Origin of the sequence: Bradyrhizobium sp. 23 (genome assembly GCF_023073295.1) — a bacterium.
GTDB classification, from domain to species: domain Bacteria; phylum Pseudomonadota; class Alphaproteobacteria; order Rhizobiales; family Xanthobacteraceae; genus Bradyrhizobium; species Bradyrhizobium canariense_D.
Window position 1 is genome coordinate 97,826 of record NZ_JADPJF010000010.1, and the last position, 23,675, is coordinate 121,500.

At 60.3% G+C, this 23,675-nt stretch carries 20 protein-coding genes; 4 read left to right on the forward strand and 16 right to left on the reverse strand.

The window, feature by feature from the left end:
* Positions 1 to 15: 15 nt before the first annotated feature.
* The 3 genes from IVB32_RS01800 to IVB32_RS01810 all read right to left on the reverse strand — a co-directional run bounded on the left by IVB32_RS01800 (position 16) and on the right by IVB32_RS01810 (position 3,672).
* On the reverse strand, positions 16 to 1,680 hold the full coding sequence (locus IVB32_RS01800) for a peptide ABC transporter substrate-binding protein (protein WP_085361104.1): 1,665 nt from the start codon (positions 1,678 to 1,680) through the stop codon (positions 16 to 18).
* Positions 1,677 to 3,380 (reverse strand): ABC transporter ATP-binding protein, encoded by a 1,704-nt coding sequence (locus IVB32_RS01805; RefSeq protein ID WP_039798616.1) that lies wholly within the window; start codon positions 3,378 to 3,380, stop codon positions 1,677 to 1,679. Before IVB32_RS01805 ends, IVB32_RS01800 begins: the two co-directional genes overlap by 4 nt.
* Before the next feature lie 103 nt (positions 3,381 to 3,483).
* Positions 3,484 to 3,672 (reverse strand): hypothetical protein, encoded by a 189-nt coding sequence (locus IVB32_RS01810; protein WP_018453189.1) that lies wholly within the window; start codon positions 3,670 to 3,672, stop codon positions 3,484 to 3,486.
* Positions 3,673 to 4,058: 386 nt separating this feature from the next.
* Here IVB32_RS01810 and IVB32_RS01815 point away from each other — a divergent pair, with 386 nt between their 5' ends.
* Together IVB32_RS01815 and IVB32_RS01820 are read left to right on the forward strand one after the other, a co-directional pair.
* A complete protein-coding gene (locus IVB32_RS01815) occupies positions 4,059 to 5,384 on the forward strand; it encodes an FAD-binding oxidoreductase (RefSeq protein WP_247409639.1) in 1,326 nt (441 codons plus the stop codon).
* Positions 5,385 to 5,499: 115 nt separating this feature from the next.
* Positions 5,500 to 5,976, forward strand: a complete 477-nt coding sequence (locus IVB32_RS01820) for an Lrp/AsnC family transcriptional regulator (RefSeq protein ID WP_018453188.1) — start codon at positions 5,500 to 5,502, stop codon at positions 5,974 to 5,976.
* Positions 5,977 to 6,069: 93 nt separating this feature from the next.
* Here IVB32_RS01820 and IVB32_RS01825 read toward each other — a convergent pair whose 3' ends face one another.
* Entirely contained in the window at positions 6,070 to 7,446 is a 1,377-nt protein-coding gene (locus IVB32_RS01825; protein ID WP_026232478.1) for an aspartate aminotransferase family protein, read from the reverse strand.
* A gap of 316 nt (positions 7,447 to 7,762) precedes the next feature.
* On the opposite strand from IVB32_RS01825, the gene IVB32_RS01830 reads away from it, so the two are divergent.
* Positions 7,763 to 8,452: a haloacid dehalogenase type II gene (locus tag IVB32_RS01830; protein ID WP_018453186.1), complete on the forward strand. Its 690-nt coding sequence runs from the start codon at positions 7,763 to 7,765 to the stop codon at positions 8,450 to 8,452.
* Between the two features lie 238 nt (positions 8,453 to 8,690).
* Here IVB32_RS01830 and IVB32_RS01835 read toward each other — a convergent pair whose 3' ends face one another.
* From IVB32_RS01835 to IVB32_RS01845, 3 genes are all read right to left on the reverse strand, one after another.
* On the reverse strand, positions 8,691 to 10,148 hold the full coding sequence (locus tag IVB32_RS01835) for an NAD-dependent succinate-semialdehyde dehydrogenase (RefSeq protein WP_018453185.1): 1,458 nt from the start codon (positions 10,146 to 10,148) through the stop codon (positions 8,691 to 8,693).
* 242 nt (positions 10,149 to 10,390) lie between these two features.
* Positions 10,391 to 10,747 (reverse strand): cupin domain-containing protein, encoded by a 357-nt coding sequence (locus IVB32_RS01840; RefSeq protein WP_018453184.1) that lies wholly within the window; start codon positions 10,745 to 10,747, stop codon positions 10,391 to 10,393.
* Between the two features lie 14 nt (positions 10,748 to 10,761).
* Entirely contained in the window at positions 10,762 to 11,685 is a 924-nt protein-coding gene (locus IVB32_RS01845) for a glyoxylate/hydroxypyruvate reductase A (protein WP_018453183.1), read from the reverse strand.
* 271 nt (positions 11,686 to 11,956) lie between these two features.
* Here IVB32_RS01845 and IVB32_RS01850 point away from each other — a divergent pair, with 271 nt between their 5' ends.
* Complete coding sequence (locus IVB32_RS01850; protein ID WP_018453181.1) at positions 11,957 to 12,835, forward strand: GNAT family N-acetyltransferase; 879 nt, start codon at positions 11,957 to 11,959, stop codon at positions 12,833 to 12,835.
* A 239-nt stretch (positions 12,836 to 13,074) separates the two neighbouring features.
* Here the strand turns inward: IVB32_RS01850 and gabD are convergent, their stop codons facing one another.
* The 9 genes from gabD to acs all read right to left on the reverse strand — a co-directional run bounded on the left by gabD (position 13,075) and on the right by acs (position 23,666).
* Positions 13,075 to 14,553, reverse strand: coding sequence for an NADP-dependent succinate-semialdehyde dehydrogenase (gene gabD / locus IVB32_RS01855; protein ID WP_018453180.1), 1,479 nt, complete (start codon positions 14,551 to 14,553; stop codon positions 13,075 to 13,077).
* 62 nt (positions 14,554 to 14,615) lie between these two features.
* On the reverse strand, positions 14,616 to 15,542 hold the full coding sequence (locus tag IVB32_RS01860; RefSeq protein WP_085361111.1) for an alpha/beta hydrolase: 927 nt from the start codon (positions 15,540 to 15,542) through the stop codon (positions 14,616 to 14,618).
* A 4-nt stretch (positions 15,543 to 15,546) separates the two neighbouring features.
* Positions 15,547 to 17,469 (reverse strand): CoA-transferase, encoded by a 1,923-nt coding sequence (locus IVB32_RS01865; protein WP_085361112.1) that lies wholly within the window; start codon positions 17,467 to 17,469, stop codon positions 15,547 to 15,549.
* On the reverse strand, positions 17,469 to 18,590 hold the full coding sequence (gene phaC / locus IVB32_RS01870) for a class III poly(R)-hydroxyalkanoic acid synthase subunit PhaC (RefSeq protein WP_018453177.1): 1,122 nt from the start codon (positions 18,588 to 18,590) through the stop codon (positions 17,469 to 17,471). Before phaC ends, IVB32_RS01865 begins: the two co-directional genes overlap by 1 nt.
* Complete coding sequence (locus IVB32_RS01875; protein WP_039798611.1) at positions 18,587 to 19,261, reverse strand: poly(R)-hydroxyalkanoic acid synthase subunit PhaE; 675 nt, start codon at positions 19,259 to 19,261, stop codon at positions 18,587 to 18,589. Before IVB32_RS01875 ends, phaC begins: the two co-directional genes overlap by 4 nt.
* Positions 19,262 to 19,282: 21 nt before the next feature.
* Entirely contained in the window at positions 19,283 to 20,455 is a 1,173-nt protein-coding gene (locus tag IVB32_RS01880; protein ID WP_018453175.1) for an iron-containing alcohol dehydrogenase, read from the reverse strand.
* The gene (locus tag IVB32_RS01885; protein ID WP_026232477.1) at positions 20,452 to 21,066 is read right to left on the reverse strand and encodes an adenylate kinase; all 615 of its coding nucleotides are present in this window, start codon (positions 21,064 to 21,066) and stop codon (positions 20,452 to 20,454) included. The genes IVB32_RS01880 and IVB32_RS01885 overlap by 4 nt, the downstream gene beginning before the upstream one ends.
* 21 nt (positions 21,067 to 21,087) lie before the next feature.
* Positions 21,088 to 21,615, reverse strand: coding sequence for an inorganic diphosphatase (gene ppa, locus IVB32_RS01890; protein ID WP_018453173.1), 528 nt, complete (start codon positions 21,613 to 21,615; stop codon positions 21,088 to 21,090).
* Complete coding sequence (gene acs / locus IVB32_RS01895; RefSeq protein WP_247409642.1) at positions 21,612 to 23,666, reverse strand: acetate--CoA ligase; 2,055 nt, start codon at positions 23,664 to 23,666, stop codon at positions 21,612 to 21,614. Before acs ends, ppa begins: the two co-directional genes overlap by 4 nt.
* Positions 23,667 to 23,675 lie beyond the last annotated feature (9 nt).

Genomic DNA, 23,675 nt, shown 5'->3' on the forward strand with positions numbered 1-23,675 from the left:
TCGGGCGGCGATACGTCAACTCGCCCAAGACCAAGCCAGCGCGTTCCAGGATTCGGTGCGCGTGTTGACGTTCGGCACGACGCCGGAAATGCCCTTCTTGTTACCCTGGACCGAATTGGTCTGGTACAGCGGCAGGAAGGGCAGGTCGCGGCGAACGAGCTCTTGTACGCGACGGTAGATCGAGCGCCGCGCGTCCGGATCGAAGCTGCGAGCGCCTTGGTCGAGCAAGGCATCGACCTCTGGATTTGAATACTGCGCATTATTCGAACCACGCCCGCCCTTCGCTGCAATCGCACGCGAGTGCAAGCGATTGGTCACGTCCGGGTCGGCGCCGATCAGATACGTGCTGCCGACGATCACGGAATCGAATTGCGATTGCTGCCAGAACTCGCCCCACATCACCGCGGCGGGCAAGTTCGATATCTTCATCTCGACGCCCAACTGAGCAAATGTCTGCTGCAAGAACTGCTGCACCTGCTCGCGAAGCGGATCGCCTGACGTGGTCGAGCTGGCAAAGGACAGACGGACGCCGCTTTTGGCACGAACGCCATCCCGCCCGGGCGCCCAGCCGGCTTGGTCGAGGATCTGGCGCGCGCGGTCCAGATTGTATGCGTGTGCCGGAAGATTGGGGTTATAGTAGGTGGACTGCCTCGGCATGAAGGTCTCCGTCGGAGTCGGCACGCCGTAATAGAGCCCCTGGATGATCGATTCCTTGTCGATGGCTGCGTAGAGCGCCTCACGGACTGCAAGTTCCTTGAACTGTGGACGCTCCAAATTCAGGTAAAAGGACTCGAATGAAGCCTTTGGGACCAGTGTCACCACTCGGTTCGCCAGCGCCTTGGCTTCCTCGTAATGATCAGCTGTGATGTACGGCTGCCCCATCAGGTCCACATCACCGCTCTTGAACTGAGTGTAGAGGACGGTGAGATCGGGAATGTATTTGAAGATCAGCTTCTCGATGTGTGGGCCTTCTCCGAAATATTCGGGGTTAGCCACGAGTTCGAGATGATCGCCTGCAACCCGCTTACCCCATTTGAATGCGCCGGTGCCGACCGGCGCCTGGTTGAAGGCGGCGTTGTTTGGATTGGCCTCCTTCTCGAGGATGTGCTTGGGCACGATGAAGGTTTCGGTCAGGAACGAAAGATAAGGCGCAAAAACCTGTTCCATTCGCCACGAGATCTCCGTGGGCGAGATCACCGTGATGTCGCGCACGAGGGCATGGCCAGCTGTGCGCCAACTCCGGAAGGCGGGATTGGTGATCAGTTCGAGGGTGAATTTCACATCCTCGGCCGTGAAGGGTTTGCCGTCGTGCCAGCGCACACCGTCACGCAGACGGATGCGCCATTTGAGGCCGTCCTCCGAAATGCCGCCGTTCTTCTGGTTCGGTACTTCGACGGCAAGGTTGGGCTCAATCTCACCCTTTGGGTCGATCCGGAAGAGCGCGTCGAAAACCGAGAAATGCACACCATCATCGACTTCAATGTGCGCCATCAGCGGATTGAAGACGGTCGGCTCTTGTCCAAGTCCGACGACGATGCGACCGCTCGGTTTGGCGGGGGCCTTCTGAGCGAAGGCGGGCGTACCCAACAGGCCTGGTGCAGCGAGGCCGGCAGCCCCGGCCACCATCAATCGAAGTGCATTGCGCCGTGAATAGCTCGAGTCAAAATAGGCTTCCGTCATGACCTCTCCTCGTTCTTGGCTGTGTCCCGCCGGTATTCATTGACTCCCGCGAGCGCGCGAGCGCCCCTTGGCTGCTCGCCGGGGATGGCAGCGACGAGCTCGCGCGTGTAGGCGGATTTCGGGTCCAGGAAGATCTGCGACGGCGGTCCGCGTTCGATGATCTGTCCTCGATGCATGACGGCGATCTCATCGCAAATCTGGCTGGCAACGCGCAAATCATGCGTGATGAAGATCATCGAGACGCCGGTCTCCCGCTGAATCTGATCCAGCAGCTTCAGGATTTGGGCCTGGATCGAGACATCAAGCGCGGAGACGGCTTCGTCGGCGATCAGCAGTTGTGGTTTGAACATCAGCGCACGGGCGATGCCGACGCGCTGGCGCTGACCGCCGGAAAATTCGTGCGGATAGCGGTCGAAGGCGCCTGAATCCAGGCCGACATGGGACAGAAGCTCCCGCGCCCGCTCACCAGCCTCTCTGTGCGGCACGCCATGCGCGACCGGCCCGACTGTGAGAATTTGCCCGACCGTCGAGCGCGGGTTGAGCGACGCAAAAGGATCCTGGAAGATCATCTGGATTTTTGGCCTTAGCGGCCTAAACTCGGCCTCGGTAAGCCGGGCGACGTCGCGGCCTTCGAAGAAAATCGAGCCACCGTCGCTCTCCATGAGCTTGATCAGCAGCCGCCCGAGCGACGATTTGCCCGAACCGCTTTCTCCGACAACGCCTAGCGTGCGGCCCTGCGTGAGATCGAACGAGACACCATTGACCGCAGGCACGATGCGCTGCGTACGGAAAAGCGCACTGCCGCTACGATAGGTCTTGACCAGACACTCGACCTTCAGGATTGACGCCCTGTCGGCGGCTTCCAAGGGATTGCGGTCCTTGCCGGTCAGGTGCGGCACGGCCGCGATCAGGCGGCGCGTATAGAGGTGACTGGGCGACTTGAGCACCTGCTCGGCACTGCCTTGCTCCACGCAATGACCCTTCTCCATCACCACAACGGAATCGGCAATCTCCGCCACGACTCCAAAGTCATGGGTGATGAACATCACGCTCATTCCCTTGCGGCGCTGAATGTCGCGGATCAGTTTGAGGATCTGCGCCTGCGTCGTCACGTCGAGGGCGGTCGTCGGCTCGTCCGCAATCAGGATCGCGGGCTCAAGAGCCAGAGCCATGGCGATCATCACCCGCTGCCGTTGCCCGCCCGAAAGCCGGAATGGATACTGGTGATACATGAGTTGCGGATCGGGAAGGCCGACCTCAACCAACAAGTCTATGGCGCGGCTGCGACGGGATTTCGCGGTCCCAACGTCGTGCGCTGCCATCACTTCCTCGATCTGCGCGCCCACGGTCATCAGCGGATTGAGCGCTGAGAGCGGATCTTGAAAGATCATCGAGACGACGCGGCCGCGAAGGTTGCGGAGCTTATCGGGCGAGATGGCTACGATGTCGGTCCCATTCAGGTCGATCGAACCCGAGGCAACACGTATCGCCTTGGGCAGAAGCCCCATGATCGCATTGGCTGTGACCGACTTGCCCGATCCGGACTCTCCAATGATGCACAGTATCTGACCCCGCTTCAGATCAAAGGAGACGTTCTCGACGGCGTGAGCCCGCTCCATCCCGGCCGGCAGGCTCACGGTCAGTTCGCGCACCGAGAGTGCCACATCTTCCGAAGCTACAGCCTGAGAGGCAGAGGCCATTTGAACAGTCTCCCCTTTCAACGGCGTTGGGTCATTCTGCTGCGGATTGGCTCTTCGGCCATTGTTGCCGCCGCGACGATCGGACAGGTCGAAAATTCGCCGCTCATTTTGCCATTCCCTGTTCGGAGAGTGCGACATGATTCAAAGCTTGGTGCTCGACAGGAAAAAGCTGTCGCTCAAGCCAAAACATCGGACGAGCGGCCAACTCGATCACTGAATCGAAGTTCGTGGAGCTAACAGTCCCATCCAGCTTGATTGCTCTTGTGGAGGTCTGTTCCTGGACAAGGCTCATCCAGCGTCCCTTTAGAACTTCTGCCACTGATCGACATTGACCCGGCATTCGCGAGTTTGACTGCTTCAATCACCCCAGAGTCGCCGAAACGCGCCGTATGGGCAGCAGGAAGTTCTGAAAACGAAGTGCCATCTGGCATTTCAGTCTGCGCCGCGACGAGAGAACTCTCAGGCGGCCTGCCTTGTGCACGGCACGGCTGCACGCGCTCAACGCCTGATGCCCTGGTGCTTTGGCGAATGAGGTGGGCGCGAGCAACGTGTTCTCGCAATAATAGCTTGAACAGTAGTCGGCAAACCGCAGAATATTCCGTCTAATCACAAATTCCCGCAGAGCACCTGCCGCGAATGCTCAGCTACGATAGGTCAAACGCCGGGAGTCCTCGCTTCATGAGTGCGCCGCTCATCCATATTGAATCAAGCCCGTCTCTGCCTCAAGAGGCTGACGTCGTCGTCATTGGCGGCGGCGTGGTGGGCGTGTTCACGGCTTACTATCTCGCCCGCCGCGGCGTTAAGGTCGCCTTGCTAGAGAAGGGGCGTGTCGCCGCCGAGCAGTCCAGTCGCAATTGGGGATGGTGCCGTCAACAGAATCGCGACGCACGCGAGCTACCGATCGCCACCAAGAGTCTCGATCTTTGGGAGAGAGTAGCACAGGAGACCGGGGAAGACACGGGCTTCCGCCGCTGCGGGCTTCTCTATCTGTCGAATGACGAGAATGAGCTGACCTGCTGGGCGAAATGGCGCGATTTTGCAAAGACGGTCGGCGTTACGACACACATGTTGAGCACGAACGAAGCTAGCGAGAGAGGCAAAGCGACGGGCCGCAAATGGAAAGGCGGCGTCTCCTCTCCAACCGACGGAACGGCAGACCCTTCGAAGGCTGTGCCCGTGGTCGCGCGTGCGATGATGACGGCGGGCGGCACGGTGCACCAGCACTGCGCCGCTCGCGGCATAGAGCTCCGTGCCGGCCGGGTGAACGGCGTAGTGACCGAAATGGGCACAATCCGGATCAACACGGTGGTCATGGCAGGAGGGGCCTGGGCCTCTTCGTTCTGCAACCAGCTCGGCATTCGCTTCCCACAGGCGTCCGTGCGCCAGTCCATTCTCGCCGTGGCTCCTGGCGCGGCGGGTCTGCCCGACGCCCTGCACACTGCAGTCGTGTCGCTCACGCGGCGTAGCAGCGGCGGGTACACGCTGGCGATAAGCGGGCGCGCGCGAGTCGATCCAACGCCGCAGCAATTCAGGTTCGCCCGCGAATTCGTGCCGATGTTTGCTCGCCGCTGGCGCAGTCTCGCCCCTGGAGCATTCGAGGGCATGCGCCAAGGTCATGAATCCTTGGCGAAGTGGGCGCTCGATGAGACGACCCCGATGGAGCTGAACCGGACACTTAATCCCCGTCCCGACATGCGGCAGATTCGGCTGACACATAAAAGAGCTTGCGAATTGCTGCCTGAACTCCGTCGCGTCGCAATCTCCAATGTCTGGGCCGGCTATATTGACAGCACACCGGATGGCGTTCCCGCCATCGGTGAGGTGGGGGCGATTCCGGGCTTTATCCTTGCGGCCGGGTTCAGCGGACACGGTTTCGGGATTGGTCCCGGCGCAGGGCACCTGATGGCGGACATCATTACTGGTACTGCACCGATCGTCGACCCGCGTCCATACAGGCCGGAGCGGCTGAAAACGGGTGCCTGGGGCAAGGTCGCCGAGTTCTGAAAAGCAATCTCTCCGCCCGGTGGGAAAGGATGCTGGTTGGTGCTATGACAGTGCGTATGACGCTGAAGCCTCAAAGCCTTGACGCCGCTATGGCTCCCATCTCATGGCATTGCCTATGAAGCTCGATAAGATCGACATCAGGATTTTATGCGAACTGCAGAAGAACGGGCGGACTTCCAACGTCGAGCTCGCAGAGCTGATAAACCTTTCCCCGAGCCCGTGCCTGATGCGCGTCAAGAGGCTCCAGACGGAGGGCTTCATCACCGGCTATTCCGCCCAGATCGACGTCTCCAAGCTCGGACAAACTCTGACTGTGTTCGCCGAGATCACGCTCAAAAATCATCGCCAGATCGATTTCGCGCGCTTTCTCACGACCATCGAAAAGATAGATTCGGTCGTCGAATGTCATCTGGTTTCGGGCGGATATGACTACCTGGTGAAGTTTATCACAGCGGGAATCAGCGAATATCAAGCGCTGATGGAACGTCTCGTCGAGATGGATATCGGAATCGACAAATACTTCAGTTTTGTCGTGCTGAAGTCCCCGATCGTGAAATCCCATCTGCCTCTCGAAAGCATATTCAATAGCTGAAGAACAATCCTCCACCCCGGGGAGCATGGGCAGATCGCCGGGCCGGCGCTACGGCTCAGGCTTTTTCTGGCCTCGGAATGACAGGCGCAGTGATTATCCTTTCATCGCCGCGCGGACGTCCCTGTCTTCGAGGGTTTGGTCGAGCGTCATGCGAGTTCGTTCGATGATGCCGTCGATGTCCGCATCCGTGCAGCAGAGCGGGGGCGCAAGACCCAGCACGCCCTGGGCAAAGGCGCGGATGACGAGACCGTTGTCCCATGCGCGGTCGAATATGCGGCGCGCGGCGTCAGCTTCCGCCGGCAGGGGCGTCTTGCGCTCCTTGTCCGTGACGAGCTCGATTGCGGCCAGCATGCCGCGACCACGGACATCGCCGACAAGTGGATGATCGGCAAGCGCGCGAAGGCCTTCCATCAGGCGGTGCCCCGCCTTTCGGCCGTTTGCCAACAAGCCATTTTCGTAAAGATCCAGGCACGCGAGCCCGACCGCTGCACTGACGGGATGCGCGGAATAGGTGTAGCCGTGGCCGACGGCCGTCTTGCCGGCTCCGTCCGCAATCGTGTTGTAGACGCGGTCGGACATGAAAACGGCTCCCATCGGCACATAGCCCGACGTCAGACCCTTTGCGGTGGTCATGAAATCCGGCACGACGTCGTCTTCTTCGCAGGCGAAAAATGGGCCGACACGACCAAAGCCAGTGATGACCTCATCGACTACGAACAAAATATCGTTCTCCTTGCAAACGGCGTGCATGGCTTTCAACCAAGATGGCGGTGGCACGAGGACACCCCCTGATCCCTGAATTGGCTCGACGTAAAAAGCCGCAATGCGATCTGCGCCAAGTTCGGCGATCTTGGCTCGCAGGGCCGCGACCGACGCAGCAATGATAGCCTGAGGATGGGAACCGACAGGATTACGATAGGTATAGTGCGACGGAATTTTGTGCTGCCAGCTATAAGGTACCCCAAAGCCCGCATGAAAGGCGGGGATCGCGGTCAAGCCGGACCCTGCCGTCGACGATCCGTGGTAGCCATGCTCGACGGAAATGAACTGATCCTTCTGCGGCGTACCCTTGGCATGATAATAGTACCGAATAAATCGGATTGTGCTGTCGACGGCATCGGAGCCACCTAGCGTGAAGTAAACATGGTTCAGATCGCCAGGCGCCAATTCGGCCAACCTGGCGGCCAGCCGGATGGCCGGATCGGAGCCCAACCCGAAATAGCCCGTCGCGTAAGGCAGCTCGCGCAACTGCTTCGTGGCAGCTTCAACGATGCTCTCTTGTCCGTACCCGACGTTGACACACCACAGACCAGCAAACCCGTCGAGCAATTGATGTCCCGATGCATCGGTCAGGGTCGCGCCCTTCGCTGATCTTAACACCCGCACACCCAAGGCCTCGTGACCGCGATAGGATGAGACCGGGTGAACCAGATGTGCGCGGTCCAGCTCGATCAGCGAATTGCTCAACATTTCGGCCTCCATATCAACCCGAAACGCAAAGTAGGATATCGACGACAGCAGTTCCTCCCAAGCTGCGCCTGAGCCAAAGGAGTTTTGACTTTCGTTTTTGATCGACGCCGCATCTTATACCGCGGCGGCGTCCGCCGCGTGGCGGTGCTGTTCAACTCGAAAGGTTGCTTGGCGCAACTCTCTGCCAAGGCTTCGAGCCGATACGACACAATCTGCTTCCGGCTCCAGCGAAAGCGGCGCTTTATCTTACGCGATGCTCATTATGATGCTTGTCGTACTGGCACGCGGTGCCGAGAGGATTGGAGGATACCACGACATGACCGAGTTCCGACCGAAATATATCACTTTCGATTGCTACGGCACGCTGACGAATTTCGACATGGCCGGTGCGGCAAGGCGAGTCTACGGCTCCCAGCTTTCTGCCACGACGATGGCAAGTTTCATCAAGGATTTCGCCGCCTATCGCCTGGACGAAGTTCTTGGCGCGTGGAAGCCATACTTCGAGGTCGTGCATAATTCGGTAGAGCGCGCGTGCAAGCGCAACGGTGTCGTATTTCGGCCGGAGGATGCCCAGCGCATCAATGAAGAGATCCACACATGGGGTCCACACCCCGACGTCCCGGCGGGTCTGGCCAAAGTTGCCAGGGAGATTCCGCTGGTCATCCTGTCGAATTCCATGAAGAACCTCATCATGTCGAACGTCGAGAAGCTCGGCGCGCCCTTCCACACGGTCATCACGGCCGAGGAAACCGGCGCCTACAAGCCGCACATGAAAGGCTTTGAATACATGCTGGACAAGCTTGGCTGCGGTCCGGAAGATATCACCCACGTCTCATCCTCCTTCCGCTACGACCTGATGACAGCCTACGACCTGGGCATCAAGAGCAAGGTGTGGGTGAACCGCGGTCATGAGCCCGCGAATCCCTTCTATGAATACACTGAGGTCGCTGACATCGGCGGGCTCGCCGCCGCAGTCGGCTTGGAGCCCCTTCGAAGAAGTGCGTGAAGGCGTATCCTTTTCGGGCTCTTTCGCGGCACGTAGACCTTCGAAAATTTCAGTAGAGACTGTTGCGTGATGAATAAAGGGGGCGGTTCGACCGCTCCCTTTTTCTGTGTTCGAACTACTCATCCGACAGAATTGTGTTACTTCGCTGTCGAGGCATCATGGTGTTGTCGCGCGGATGCGGTCCGCCGCAAAATCGGAGAACCCTTCGATTCCTCTCCTGAAACCAGGAATCGCCCCCTTATTCCAATCCGCCGACATGAAGCGTTTTGATCTCAAGATATTCATCTATCCCGAGCTGGGATCCTTCGCGCCCCAGCCCGGACTGCTTTACACCGCCGAACGGCGCGACCTCGGTCGAGATCAGGCCGGTGTTCAGGCCCACCATGCCGAATTCCAGCGCCTCGGCAACGCGCCACGAGCGCTTGAGGTTTTCAGTGTAGAAGTAGGCGGCAAGGCCGAAGGGCGTGCCGTTCGCGATCGCGATCGCTTCGTCCTCCGTCTCGAAGCGGAAAAGCGGCGCGACTGGTCCGAACGTCTCTTCTGAGGCCAAGAGCATGTCAGTCGTTGCCTCACCGAGCACGACGGGGCGCGCATACTGCCGACCTTCCGGCATACGTTCGCTCTGCGAGATGATCTTCGCGCCTTTGTCCAGGGCGTCTGTGACGTGCCGCTTGATCTTTTCTATCGCCGCGCCATTGATCATTGGTCCGATTTCGACACCTTCTTCGGTGCCGGCACCGACCTTCATTTTTGCGACCCGGCTGGCGAGCCTTTTCGCAAAGGCATCGTAAACGCCGGATTGCACCAGAATGCGATTGGAGCAAACGCAGGTCTGTCCGCCATTACGAAACTTCGACGCAATCGCGCCCTCGACGGCCCGGTCAACATCGGCATCATCAAAGACGATGAACGGCGCGTTGCCGCCGAGCTCGAGGCTGAGCTTCTTGATGTTGGCGGCGGCGCCTTTCATCAGCAATGCGCCGACGCGAGTCGACCCGGTAAACGAGATCTTGCGGACAGTTTCATTGTCCATCAGTTCCTGGCCGATTTCCGCGGGCATGCCCGTCACGATATTAATCACGCCCGCCGGGATCCCTGCCCGCTGCGCAAGAACGCCGATCGCGAGCGCCGAAAATGGCGTAAATTCAGATGGCTTGATGACCACGGTGCAGCCCGCAGCAAGCGCAGGTGCCACCTTGCGCGTGATCATGGCGTTAGGAAAGTTCCAGGGGGTGATGATCCCGCAGACGCCTACCGGCTCTTTCAGCACCAGAATGCGGCGATCGGCAGTGGGTGAAGGGATGGTCGATCCGTTGATCCGGCGTGTCTCTTCCGCAAACCATTTTACGAAGGATGCCCCATAGCGGATTTCTCCGAGCGATTCAGCAAGCGGCTTACCCTGTTCCAGAGTCAGCAAGAGCGCCAGATCCTGCTCATGCTGCCGCATCAGCTCATACCAACGCTCCAAAAGTGCCGCGCGTTCTGCATGAGTAGTCTTCTTCCAAGCTTTGAACGCATCAGCCGCAGCGTTGATTGCAGCCGCAGTCTCGTTACGCCCCATATCGGGGATGGTACCAAGGACGTTCTGGCTGGCAGGATCAATGACATTGGCAGTGGCTTTCGCGCTCGCATCTCGCCAATTGCCGCCGATCAGCCCTTGCTGGCGAAACAGATCCTTGTCCTTCAATGCAATCATCTACATGTTCCTTTGCCTTCGGGCCCAACTCCGCCATTCCTGCTTGCCAACCGAGCAGGTCTGCACTACGAGAACGCTCTTGGATTTGCGACTGGCGAGCAAAGCCGGCTCATTTGAGCAATAAAGGCCGCACACCGCATTTTTTCATCGAGAATTGCCTGACGGCGCTGAAGCCGGTCAGGCGCGACTTTGAAAGTCGATTGTTCTGCCAAGCCAGATTTCGACCGCTCTGAGCATTGCGCTCAGTCATAAGCGCTGACGTAGATCTTTCGCACGGTCTCGATCGTGCGCCAGACGCCGACAAAGCCCGGTTTCATCACGAAGCTGTCGCCGCCGCGGTAAGTCCTGGTCTCACCACCCTTTTCCTCAATTTCGATGAGACCCGAGATGATGTGGCAGAACTCGTAAGTGGTGCCTTTGATGGAATGGGTCTCGCCGGGCGTTGCTTCCCAGACGCCGGTCAGCACCTTCTCGGCTTTGGAGGCGTCCTGCGCCCAGGTCTTGAAGGATGGATTGCCCGAAATGAGTCGTTCCGGAGCAGGCAAGGTGTTCTTTGGTGCGAAGTCCGGATTGGTATCGATAGTAATCAGAAGTGACATGGCATTATCCCTGGTTAATAGCCGAGTGTTCGATCGACAAGCCCGATCGGATTTTTTCCCGCGCGGTGGCGCCTGATGTTTTCTACGACGGATTGTGCCGCCGTATGCGGTTGCGTCACGGATGCGATGTGCGGCGTTATCATGACCTTCGGATGTGCCCAGAGCGCATGGCCTTCCGGCAGCGGCTCGGGGTCAGTGACATCGAGCATAGCTGCCGCGAGGCGGCCGCTGTCGAGCGCCTCGATGAGTGCGGCCTGATCGAGCTGCGGGCCGCGGCCGAGATGCAGCAGTCGCGCTCCCATCGGCAAAAGCGAGAAGAGTTTTGCGTTCAGGAGGCCGCGGGTTTGCTCCGTCAGGGGCAGAAGACAGACGAGAATATCCGTTCCTCTCAGGAAACTGCCTAGCCGATCGTCGCCATGAAAGCAGGTGACGCCCTCGACTACCTTTTTGCTGCGGCTCCATGCGGCAAGGGAAAATCCAAAGGGCTTGAGGCGATCGATTGCCGCTTGCGCCAGCATCCCAACGCCCAGGAAACCCACGCGGCGTTCGGTCGCCTGTGGAGTGACAATATCTTGCCACTCGCCCCTTCTCTGCTGCTCCCGATATGCGAGCATCTCGCGATGGAGCGCCAGCACGCCAAGCACGACGTATTCCTGCATCATGCGTATGATGCCATCCTCGACCATACGCACCAGCATCACATGATCGGGTATGATCTCGGGCACGAACTGGTCGACTCCGGCACCGATCGAAAAGAGCACCTCCAAATTGCGATAACGCGAGACGTCGTCCGGCACGTTCCAGGTCAGCAGATACCGCACCTTTTCCGGGTCGATGCTTTTCCTACCCTGGTAGAATTCAAGATCGGGGAGCTCGCGCGCAAATATCTGGCGGAAAATTGCGCCCCGAGCGGCATCGGAATTGAAAAGAAACCCCATCTAGGGACCCTTCGTGTCACGCGGCGAGATGCTCGATGACTTGTTGGCGCGCAGCGAGCTCGCCGGGCATCTACAGCCTAGCGGCAAGCAGAAGCTTTCTCTGCCGAATATCGGTGCGCTATATGCCGAACATTTCGAACACTTGCACCAAAACAGGTGAAACCTGCTGGCTTTCCGTGCAATGCTGCGGCAAACACGTCTGCTGTCGCAACTGGGCAGCTAAAGCACGACAAGCCATAGACGTTGGCATTCCGCGAAGGAATGAACTGAGATGGGACGATCCGTACGCCTGAAGTCCTTCGAATTGGTCGCGCGCGACATTCGAGACGTTGATGTGAAGCTGCTCCACGCGCTCTCGATTGCCGTCGGCTGGCCGCATCGGCCAAAGGACTGGGATTTCCTGCGCCGCGCCGGTCAGGGCATCGTCGCTGTTGACGGCATCGGGCGCGTTTTCGGAAGTGCGATGTGGTTCCCCCACGGACACGAATTCGCCACCATCGGCCTGGTACTCACATCGCCGCGCACCCAAGCACAAGGTACCGGCCGATGGCTGATGGAACAGGTGTTCGAACGGTGCGAGGATCGGAGTCTTGCCCTGAACTCGACCGATGCTGCCTATCATCTTTATCTGTCGCTGGGCTTCACCAAGGAAGCGGTCGTGTATCAGTGGCAGGGAGAGATCGTATCACCCCTTCCACCGACATCAGTTCTGGATGGCGAATTGAGGTCGGCGTCAGCCGAAACTCTCAATGAGATTGCGGCGCTGGATGAGCGCGCATTCGGCACGAGCCGCCGGGAGCTGCTTGCTCTGCTTTCGGAAGGTGCGTCAATCTGTGTACTGCGCCGCGACGGCAAGACCGTCGGCTACTCCATGAAGCGCGAATTCGGGCGTGGTCACGTGATCGGTCCCATTGTCGCCAGCAATGATTATGACGCGATCCATCTCACGGCCGTGCATCTTAAGGATCTCACCGGCCGTTTCGCCCGCGTCGATACCCGGGAGCAAACGGGCCTGTTTGCTGACTATCTTCAGCAGAGCCGCCTCGCGATCAGCGAGACGGTCACAACCATGTCCAAGGGGCGGCGATTCCTCAACCGAAAGGAAAACGAGCCGTGGGTCTACGGATTGGCCGCTCACGCGTTGAGCTGAGCTGTGAAGCGAATTGTTAGTGGCGCCTGTCCCACGAATATAAATGATAACGACCACTTATTCGGCAACTTCGATTCCGGAGTGTCAGAAAAATTTTCGCGGCGAATTTCGATATTCCGAGCAACAAAACTAAACCGCTGAATGTTGCGACTATTCCCTACGTGGCCGCTCCCTCCCCATTCAAGCTACGGCCCGAAACGGTTTCCGCCCATGCGTTGTTCCGCGATGCCGGCAGCCGCTCAAGTGGCCGAACTCTGGATGATACCCATGCAGAGGTATTTGATTTCCAGATAGTCCTCGATGCCGTATTTCGAACCCTCACGGCCGTTGCCGCTCTCCTTGACGCCGCCGAACGGTGCAACCTCGGTCGAGATCAGGCCTTCGTTGATACCGACGATGCCGTACTCGAGCGCTTCGGCAACGCGCCAGACCCGTCCGATATCGCGGCCGTAGAAATAGGCCGCAAGTCCGAACTCGGTATCGTTCGCAAGGCGGATCGCTTCCTCTTCAGTCTTGAAGCGGAATACGGGCGCGACCGGGCCAAAAGTTTCCTCCCGGAAGATCAACATGTCCGGCGTGGCGTCCGCCAATACCGTCGGTTCAAAGAACGTGCGGCCAAGCGCATGGCGCTTCCCACCGATGGCGACGCGCGCTCCCTTGGAAACCGCATCGGAAACATGCTCTTCGACTTTCTCCACGGCGGCGATGTCGATCAGCGGACCAATCGCGACGCCGGGCTCGAACCCGTCACCGATCTTGAACGCACTAACCGCCTCAGCCAGACGCGAGACAAACAAATCGTAGATCTTGTCCTGCGCAAGGAAGCGATTGACGCAAACACAGGTCTGGCCGGCATTGCGGTATTTCGAAGCCATCGCGCCCTTGACCGCGGCATCGATGTCCGCATCGTCGAAGACGATGAACGGCGCGTTGCCGCCGAGCTCCATCGATGTCCGCTTCACCGTCGACGCGCTCTGCGCCATCAGCTTCTTGCCGATTTCGGTCGAACCCGTGAATGTCACCTTGCGTACGATCGGATTGGAGGTCATTTCGCCGCCGATCGCCGACGCCGAACCTGTGATGACGGACAGCACACCTTGAGGGACGCCTGCCCGCTCCGCCAGCAGCGCAAGCGCCAGCGCGGACAGTGGTGTCTGGCTTGCCGGCTTGACGACCATGGTGCAACCCGCCGCCAGGGCCGGGCCCGCCTTGCGCGTGATCATCGCGGCCGGAAAATTCCACGGGGTGATTGCGGCACAAACGCCGATCGGCTGCTTTAGCACGATGATGCGTCGGTCGGCCGTGAACCCCGGGATCGTATCGCCATAGACGCGTTTTGCTTCCTCGCCGAACCACTCGACGAAGCTTGCGGCATAGGCGATCTCGCCCTTGGCTTCAGCAAGCGGCTTGCCCTGCTCCGCCGTCATGATCGCACCGAGATCGTCCTGGTTCGCCATCATCAGATCGAACCAGCGTCGCAGGATCACGGCGCGCTCTTTCGCGGTACGGGCTCGCCACGCCGGTAGCGCAGCGTTGGCGAATTCGATCGCCCGCCGGGTCTCGGCCATCCCCATGTTGGGGACATGTCCGACCACGGCGCCGGTCGAGGGATTATCGACCGTGATGGTGGCGCCGTTATCGGCGGCTACCCACGCACCTGCCACCGGACAGGCATCGCGCAACAGGGTCGGATCTTTGAGCGTGAGTTTCGAAGCCATGATGAAGACAGCCAGGTTGGAATTAACACGTTATAATGCAGTTCGGCATGAAGCATTCAGCGCTAAGTGGAGTCGTGGCCGCTCAGAAACTGCGTCACGACCTCGATCTGTTCGTCAGCGATCAGGGCCGGCGCATGCCCGCAGTCCGCGACGGTGTGAACGCGGACATTGCGATTGCGCCGCATCATGTCCTTGAGGACGCCTTCGGAAAGCAAATCCGATTGCTGCCCGCGTATGACCAGAATGGGGACATCGATCGCATCCCAGTATTTCCAGAGATCGACGCTGTAGTGCCAAGGGTTTCGAAAGGCCTGAGCGATGTTCGCATCGCACAGCGGCTTGAAGCAGCGCCCCTCCACGCTCCAGGCCACGCTATGCGTTGTCAGATGCCGCCAGTGCACATCCTCCAATCGCCCGAAAGGCGCCAGAACCCGCCGGTAGTAGCCTTCGGCCTGTTCGATCGTCTCAAACGATTTGGGCGCCTCGTTGAGATTGGCACCGAGACGAAGCAATCCGGTCCAGGGCAGATAGGGTCCGATGTCGTTGATGACGATGCGACGGATCGGACTGCCCGGAAGGGCAGCCAGCACCATCCCGATCAAGCCGCCCAGCGACGTTCCAACCCAATCGATCTCCGTTGCACCAAGAGCTGCCATCAACACGGTCATGTCGCTGCAATATTGCGGCAAGGCATAGTCGCTGCTGTCGTGCAGCCGTTCGCTTTGTCCGCGGCCCGGCAAGTCCGGGCAGACGACCTGCCGCCCTGCCATTGCGAGAACTGCGGCGAGGTGATCGAAGTCCCGGCCGTTTCTGGTCAAGCCATGGACGCAGAGCACCGGCCGCACCGCGGGCGCGGGCCCCCAATCCGTGAATGCGATACGATGGAAGCTGCGCCGGGTCAGCCCGCGCACCGATCCGGTGCGGTCGGGCGCCCTCTGCCGTCCTTCAGGCCAGTCCGTGGGGCGCAACTCGGTGGATTTCAGCCCCATCGGTCTATTCGACAAACCGGTGGGCGTCGGCCGAGGTTTCGAAGATATGCGGCGCGACGTCGCGGCGGGCCAGCGCGTCGCCGAGCTTCAGGCGCATGAATGCGCTGGTGGTGTAGCGCGAGGCATGATCGTAGCAGGTCCGCTCGACCTCGGCGGCCATTGAAAACCATTTCTCCGTCATGTCGGGAGCGATGTAAGACGAATCGTAGTTGACGACTGCGGAAAACCGGCGTCCGACACGATGGAAGAGTTCGAGGATCGACGCCCGGATTACCTCGACGTCGGCATCTCTATGGACCCGATAGCCGTCAAGTCCGAGAAAAAGCGTGTTGCGATCGGCATCGTACGACAGCCGCTCCGCCAGCGGCCGATTGAGCAGCCGGTCGTCGAGCTGCATCAGGGCCTCGCTGAACAGCGAAACATCCATGGATTTCGGCGCGCGGATGATGGGCCGAAAGCCCATGAGCGCGAGAATGTCGCGCTCCATATCGATACCCGGCGCGATCTCGATCAGTTCGAGACCCTCGGGAGTGAGGCGGAACACGCATCGCTCCGTCACATAGAGAACGGGCTGCCTGTTGGTTGCGGCAAGCTGGCCCGAAAACGTGATCTGATCCACCTTGTCGATGAATTTCGAGGACTTGCCTTCGCTGAGGATCTTGAGCTGACCATCCACGACCGACGTCTTGAGCCCACCGGTGGTGAAGGTGCCTGCGAAGATCAGCCGGCGCGCATTCTGGGATATGTTGATGAAGCCGCCGGCGCCGGCCAGACGGCCATTGAACAGGCTGACGTTGACGTCGCCGCGGCCATTGACCTGAGCCATGCCGAGACAGGCCAGATCGAGCCCGCCGCCGTCGTAGAAATCGAACATCTGGTTCTGGTCGATGATCGATTCTGCATTGATCGAAGCACCGAAATCGAGACCGCCTTGCGGAATACCGCCGATGATGCCGGGCTCGGCAGTCAGCGTCACAAAGTCGAACAGCTTTTCTTCGGCGGCAACCGAGGCGACTCCCTCCGGCATGCCGATGCCGAGATTGACCACGCCGCCCATCGGCAATTCCAGGGCGCAGCGGCGCGCAATGATCTTGCGGTTATCCAGCGCCATCGGAACATTGCGATCGGCCGGCGCGCGCAATTCGCCCGAAAATGCTCCGTTGTAACCCGTGGCATAGGTCTGGACATGGTTTTCGGGCTGCGCAACGACGACGCAGTCGATCAAGACGCTCGGAATTTTGACGTGACGCGGATTGAGCGAGCCGGAGGCGGCGATGCGCTCCACCTGCGCGATGACGAATCCCTTGCAGTTCTTGGCGGCCGTTGCCAGCGCCAGATTGTCGAGGGTCAACGCCTCTTTTTCCATCGAGATGTTGCCGTTGTGGTCGGCGGTGGTACCTCTGATGATCGCAACGTTGATGGGAAATGCCTTGTAGAACAGCCATTGTTCGCCGTCGATTTCGATCATCCGCACCAGCTCTTCGGTGGTGCGCGCATTCAGCTTTCCGCCACCATTGGCCGGATCGACGAAGGTGCCGAGCCCGACCTTGGAGAGAAGCCCGGCCTTGCGCCCCGCAATTTCACGAAACAGATGCGATACGCATCCGAGCGGCAAGTTATAGGCCTCGACGTGATTGTCGACCGCCATCCGGGCGAGCTTCGGAACCAGGCCGAAATGTCCGCCGACCAGGCGTTTGATCAGGCCGGGATGCGCCAGGCGGTTGAGGCCGCGATCGGCGCCGTCTCCCGGCGCCGCCGCGAACACCAGCGAAAGGTCCCGCGGCTCTCCGGTCTGCACGAAACGCCGCTCCAGCGCCTTGATGATTTCATCGGGCGTTCCCACGCCGACGAAGCCGGACGAGGCGACGGTGTCACCGGAACGGATGATGGCAACCGCCTCGGCGGCGTCGACGATCTTGTTGCGCATCAGGCTTCACTTCCGGGATTGGCGTCGCGGGCGACCAGCCAGTCGGCAATGCTCTGGCTCAGCTTGCCCTGCGATTTGCTGGAGACGAACAGGCCGACATGGCCGCCGGGCAGCGGAATTTCGGTGTAATCCGTGCTGCCTATCTTCGCTCCGAGCGCGCGCGAGCAGTCCGGCGGAATGATATGGTCATCCAACGCAAAAACATTCAGCACGGGAGCCGTGATAGACTTCAGATCGACCCGACGGCCGGACAGTTCAAAGCTGCCATCGACCAGGCGGTTCTCCTGGTAGAGATCCTTCAGCCACTGCTTCGCCGCTCCGCCAGGATGATGCGGACGGTCCGCGAGCCACTTTTCCATGCGGAGGAAATTCATGAACTTGGCCTCGTCATCGACGACGTCGATGAGATCGACATTGTATTTCGTCAGTGAGCGCATCGGCGTCATCATCGAGAACACCGAGCTCATGAACTCGCCCGGCAGCACGCCGTAAGTATCGACCAGCTTGTCGATGTCATCAGGATCGAGGCTGCGGGTCCAAAGGTTGAGGAAGCCGTGGTGCGCGGCCTTGTCCTTGACATCGGCATGGAAGTCGATTGGGGTAATGGTGATGACGAGATTTTTGACCTTTTCCGGATGCAGAGCGGTGTAGCACGTCGTAAAGACGCCGCCTTCGCAGATGCCGAGCAGCGTGATCTTGTCATGGCCGGTTTCCTGCGCGATGCGGTCGACTGCGGCATCGATGTAGTCATCGACGTAATCATCAATTTTCAGCCATCGCTCGGTTCGGCCCGGCTGGCCCCAGTCGATCAGCCAGAGATCGAGCCCTTTTGAGAGAAGGCTGCGCACCAGCGAGCGGTCAGGCTGTAAATCAGCCATGGTATACCGCCCGATCAGGCCGTAGGCCAAAAGGACGGGCGTCTTCGCCGTCGCTTCCGCCATCGGCTCATAATGGAACAGCTCGACCTTGTCGCGGCGCATCATGAGATGCTTCGGTGTCGTGCCGATGGCGACGTCTTCATCCCGCGTATTGGCGATCAACTGTGTCGCCTTGAACATCTTCTCGGCGTTGGCCGCCATGTCCCGGGCGAAGCGCGAGGTTTGGTTCTCCTGATCGCTCATCGTGCGGCTTCGCTCTTCTGGTCGCGGATCTGGCGGGCGAGCGTACGGACTTCTCGGCGGAGTTCGGTCAATTGCTGCGTCACGTCGTCGAAATCCTTGCGGGTCGGCAGCCCCAACATGGCTGACGCGGCCTCAGCGACATCATCCTGCCGGCTCCGTAACTTCAATCCCGCCTGCAGCAGTTCCTTCTGAGCTTGCAAGAAGCCGTCGGTGCGCTGATTCCGGATCAGTTCCTCGTTGGAGATTTCGCTCCATTTGGCGAACGCCTCGCGCCACTCCGGATGCGGGGAGCCATCGCTACCGGTGGCGGACATCGTCTCGTAAAACCGCTTCGACGCTTCAGGCCATGGAGCGGCAGCAACCGCATTGTAGCTCGCAAGCCGCTGGCGCATCTCGATCCAGGCCCCAAAGGCCAACGCCATTTTCCGGTCGATGTCCCAGACGTCGGCCAGCCGCGGCCCCTGCGCCATCCGCTCGATCGCTGCCGACAGTTCGTTGCCGTCGCCAAAACCACCCGGCTTTTCCGACAGACGCGCCAGCATGAACGGTGCCATCGACCCCGACCACGCCTCGACCATGCGGTTCGAGGATTCGGCCATCGTCTGCCACAGCTTCGCCCATTCGAGGCCGGGATCGGAATCAGCGGAAGCCGATTTGTCGTTCTCGCTCATGCTGCTCACTCTTTGTGCCGCTCAGGCCGCCGCGCGGTTGCCGAACGCCTCGGTGTAGATCGCCAGCGCATCGTCGAAGCTCAATTCCCGCGGATTGTTCACGAGAAGCCGCGTCTGCTTCATCGCATCCTCGGCGAGCTTCTTCAGGTCGCCCCTCGCAATGCCGACATCGGCCAGCGAGGCCGGCACGTTGCAATCCCGGCAGATCGCCGCGATCGCATCGACGAACAGCCGTGCCCGCTGGCTGACGCTCATTCCTTCCGATTTGGGATCGACGATCGGCGCCAGTTCGGCGTAGAGGCCTTCCGCCTCCGGCAAATTGAACCGCAGCACCTGGGTCAGCACCAAGGCATTCGACAGGCCATGCGGCACGTGGAACAGCGCGCCGATCGGATAGGCCAGCGCGTGCACGGCGGCGACCGGGGAATTGGCGAACGCCATGCCGGCCAGCATCGAACCCAGCAGCATTTGCGACCGCGCTTCGAGATTAGATCCGTCCGCACAGACCGTCCGGACATTCGCCGACAGCAGGGCGAGAGCCTGCCGTGCCAACTGGTCCGACATCGGATTCTTCCGGTGCTTGCTGGTATAGGCTTCGATCGCATGGACCATGGCGTCGATGCCGGTCGCCGCGGTGACATGCGGCGGCAGGCCGAGCGTCAGCTCCGGATCGAGGATCGCCCAGTCCGGGAGCAGGCGGGGCGCAACGACGCCCTTTTTCTCGGTCGTCGGCGTGGTGACGATCGCAATCGGGGTCACCTCCGAGCCCGTTCCGGCCGTTGTCGGCACCAGCAGCAGCGGAAGGCGTTCGCCCTTGGCAAGGCCGACGCCGTAGATATCTTCGAGGCGATCAGGCGTTTTGGCCAGATAGGCCACCAACTTCGCGGTATCGAGCGCGCTGCCGCCGCCGATTGAGGCAACCAGCTCGATGTCCTTGTCACGACACAGTGCGACCGCCCGCTCGATGATATGCGACGGCGGATCCGCCTCCACATCTTCGAATATCGTCAGTTCGCAGCCGCCGGCAACCAGGCCAGCCTCGGCGTTTCTGGTCAGGCCTGCATTGCGTACGCCCTTATCCGTGACCAGCAGAACACGTTTTGCCCCGTATCCAGCGACCAACTCCGCCAGCTTTTTCGATGCGCCTGCCTCGAACAGGATGTTGGGGGGTGCCTGGAAGGTAAACGCTTTCATCTGACATCACTCCTGATCTGATCGGACGTTACTGCCGCAAGCGCCGCGGCGAGCTGTTCGGTCACGGCGTCAATCGGCTGCAAACCGTCGACGACGTTGAGCAGTCCCTGCGACCGGTAGTATTCCGTGACCGGCGCGGTTTGCTCGCGATAAACGCCGAGCCGGGTCTTGAAGACCTCGGGATTATCGTCGCGGCGCACCGGCTCGCCTCGGCTTGCCGCATCGTCGGCGCGCCCTTTGATGCGGTCGAGCAGCGCATCTTCGTCGACCTCGAGCTCAAGCACCGCATCGAGCTTGATGCCCCGGGTGGCGAGTTCCTGATCGAGCGCTTCGGCCTGCGCGACCGTGCGCGGGAAGCCGTCAAGGATAAAGCCGCTTACCGCATCGGAATGGTCGATACGATTAGCGATCACCGATACCACGACGTCGTCGGGCACAAGTTCACCCCGATCCATGATGTGCTTGACGCGCAATCCCGCAGCCGTGCCTTCCGCAACCGCCTGGCGCAGCATGTCGCCGGTCGACAATTGCGGGATCGCAAATCGAGTGACGATCCTCGTCGCCTGCGTGCCCTTACCTGCGCCTGGCGGCCCCAACAGAACCAGTCTCATATCATTGCCCATATCTCGGTTTCAGCTCTTTGCCCGCGCGATGGCCTCGACGATCAGCCGGCGCGCTTCGGCACTGTCGCCCCATCCGATCACCTTCACCCACTTCCCCGGCTCCAGATCCTTGTAGTGTTCAAAGAAGTGCTGGATCTGCTCGATCGCGATCTGCGGCATGTCGGCGATCCCGTTGACGTGTGCGTAGCGCATCGTCAGTTTCGGCATCGGCACGGCGATGATCTTCTCGTCGCCGCCGCCCTCGTCATCCATCTTGAGCACGCCGATCGGCCGCACATTGATTATGGCGCCAGGAGCGATCGGCCGCGAATTGGCCACGAGCACGTCGATCGGATCCCCATCGTCCGAAAGCGTGTGCGGAACGAAGCCGTAATTTCCGGGATAGCGCATCGGCGTATACAGGAAGCGGTCGACGAACAGCGCGCCCGCCGCCTTGTTCATTTCGTATTTGATCGGTTCACCGCCGATCGGAACCTCGATGATGACATTGACGTCCTCCGGGGGATTGTCGCCGATCGAAATCGCGTCGATATTCATTTCCGCGCCGCCTTTTGGCTATGGCGGTTTTTGATGAGATCATCGACCACCGCCGGATCCGCCAGGGTTGAGGTGTCCCCGAGCGCGCCGACTTCGTCCTCGGCGATTTTGCGCAGAATACGACGCATGATCTTTCCAGAGCGGGTCTTGGGCAGGCCCGGCGCAAACTGAATGACATCGGGTGCGGCGATCGGTCCGATCTCCTTGCGGACCCAGGCCACTAGTTCCTTGCGCAACTCTCCGGAGGGCTCCGCATCCGACATCAAGGTGACGTAGGCGTAGATGCCCTGCCCCTTGATGTCGTGCGGAAAACCGACAACAGCGGCTTCGGAAACCTTCTGATGTGCGACGAGCGCGCTTTCGACTTCGGCTGTCCCCATGCGATGACCGGATACGTTGATGACGTCGTCGACGCGGCCGGTGATCCAGTAGTAGCCGTCGGCGTCGCGCCGGAAGCCATCGCCGGTGAAATACTTGCCCGGATAGGTCGCGAAGTAGGTCTGCATGAAGCGCTCGTGGTCGCCGTAGACCGTGCGCATCTGGCCTGGCCAGGAATCGGCAATGACGAGATTGCCTTCGCATGCGCCGGTCAGCACGGCACCACTTGCGTCCACCACTTCCGGCATCACTCCGAAAAACGGCAGGGTTGCCGAACCGGGCTTCAAAGCCGTCGCGCCGGGAAGCGGCGAGATCAAGATGCCGCCTGTCTCGGTCTGCCACCAGGTATCGACGATCGGACAACGTCCATCGCCGACCACGCGGTGATACCAATCCCACGCTTCCGGATTGATCGGCTCGCCCACCGAGCCGAGCAAGCGCAGCGACGCACGGCTGGTCTGTTTGACCGGCTCTTCCCCCGCACCCATCAACGAACGGATCGCGGTCGGCGCGGTGTAGAAGATGTTGACCTTGTGTTTGTCGACGACCTGCCAAAAGCGCGATGTTGAGGGATAGTTCGGGATCCCCTCGAACATCAGCGTGGTCGCGCCGTTGGCCAGCGGCCCATAGACGATGTAGCTGTGGCCGGTGACCCAGCCGACATCGGCGGTGCACCAGTAGATGTCGCCGTCGTGATAGTCGAACACATACTGGTGCGTCATCGACGCAAAAACGAGATAGCCACCCGTGCTGTGAACGACGCCCTTTGGAGCACCGGTTGAACCCGACGTGTAAAGAAGGAATAGCGGATCCTCCGCGTTCATTTCGACCGGCGCGCAGTCGGCCGAGGCCTTTGCCACCTCGTCCGCGTACCAGACGTCGCGGCCGTCGACCCAGTCGATGCCACCGCCGGTGCGCTTGACCACGATCATCGTCTTCACGATGCCGGCCACCTTCTTCAGCGCATCGTCGGCATTGACCTTCAGCGGTACCTTGCGCCCGCCGCGCAGCCCCTCATCGGCGGTGACCAGGACTTTGGACTGGCAGCCCTCGATACGTCCGGCCAGGGCATCCGGCGAGAACCCGCCGAACACGATGGAATGGACCGCCCCGATTCGCGCGCAGGCGAGCATGGCATAGGCGGCTTCCGGAATCATGGGCAGGTAGATCGTGACGGTGTCGCCTTTCTTCACACCGTGACTTTTCAGGACATTCGCGAAACGACAGACCTGATCGTGCAACTCCGCGTAGGTGATGTGCCTGGATTCGGCGGGATCGTCGCCCTCCCAGATGATCGCGACCTGACCGGCACGCCGGGCAAGATGCCGGTCGATGCAGTTCATCGCCACATTCGTGGTGCCGTCCTCGAACCACTTGATCGAGACCTTGCCGGGCGCAAAGGAGGTATTCTTCACCTTCGTGAACGGCTTGATCCAGTCGATCCGCTTGCCATGCTCCGCCCAGAAAGCATCCGGCGTCGACACCGACGAAGCATACATGCTGCTGTATTTCGCAGCGTCAGCATGAGCCCGCCGTGCCCAGCCGGCCGGCACGTCATGGATCAGCGTATCTGACTTTTCCGTGCCCACCTTGGAGCCTCCCCGACGCACTGCGATGCGATTGTCTTGATCGGATGATGCATCGTCCGCGCTCGGAACGCGTGCAGGCAACATCCTGTGATC